The organism is Oleiphilus sp. HI0125, assembly GCF_001635355.1.
On sequence record NZ_LWGF01000833.1, the window covers coordinates 1 to 956 of the forward strand.

The 956-nt window shown below is 45.0% G+C and carries 1 protein-coding gene and 1 pseudogene; one reads left to right on the forward strand and one right to left on the reverse strand.

From position 1 onward, the window contains the following. Positions 1-656: DUF3592 domain-containing protein (locus A3762_RS13495; protein ID WP_068756076.1), on the forward strand; the 656-nt coding region annotated here is incomplete at its 5' end. On the opposite strand, the pseudogene A3762_RS13500 reads toward A3762_RS13495, so the two are convergent. Continuing rightward, positions 653-956 (reverse strand): annotated as a pseudogene (locus tag A3762_RS13500) (pyridine nucleotide-disulfide oxidoreductase); the annotation flags it as partial. The gene A3762_RS13495 and the pseudogene A3762_RS13500 sit on opposite strands and share 4 nt — an antisense overlap.

The window sequence follows — 956 nt, forward strand, 5'->3', positions numbered from 1 at the left end:
CGACCATGGCAATTGCTGGGCTGTTATTGACGCGGGACTATGTAAGGTTCCTTCAAAGTACGCACAAAATGAATGCACTTGTTAAAAGTGTTCAACATGTCTTTTCACCATCCTCTCATCGTGGAACGACCAAAAGTGGTTACTACCCTGTTCTAGAATATAGAAGTGAAGACGGCCCTGTAAGCTTCACTTGTATCGACCCTGAAGCGGCTGATCGCTTCCATATTGGCGACAAAATTAAGCTTCACGTATCTAAGTCACGCAGAAGTCACTCGCGTAATTGCCGTACTTTTGTCGCATTAAGTTTGATGTTGAGCCTGCTTGTTAGCGGTATGTTGATTTCAGCACTTGTTCCTGATTCAGGCATCGGTTTGATGCACATTATTATTGCGTCGTTCGTTGTTGCAGTTTGCTTATTTGTGATCGTTCGTTTTAAACGAGAGCAAGACGAAACAGAGAACCTACAAACGCTTGATATTGAAAACGGTGACGTGCGCTATTGTTTGCGTGAGCCAACGGCTTTCAACCAATGGCGTAAGAGTTTCTATGACCGAAAGCAAGCTGTTCGTGTTCGTATGTCGCAAGTTTTCGGTGCATGTTGTTTTGTGGCTTCCGGCAGTATTGTCGTAGGGGCAATTCTACCGAGTATTATCTAAGCACCTCGACGCCATTGGTGGAATCGTTCTACCAGCTTTAGAGTGCTCGGTTTAACGCTAGCGCGTTTCCATTCTCCGGCTAAGTATTTATTCGATTCCGCTAGGGTAGGATAAATATGGATCGTTCCCAGAAGTTTGTTTAAGCCAAGATTATGCTTCATGCCCGTCACGAACTCGGTGATCAAGTCGCCAGNATGATGTCCGACAATGCAAGCGCCTAGTATTTTGTCTTTGCCTTTTTCTGTCAGCACTTTTACTTGACCATAATCGACGCTATCGGCAATGGCGCGATCTAAGTCA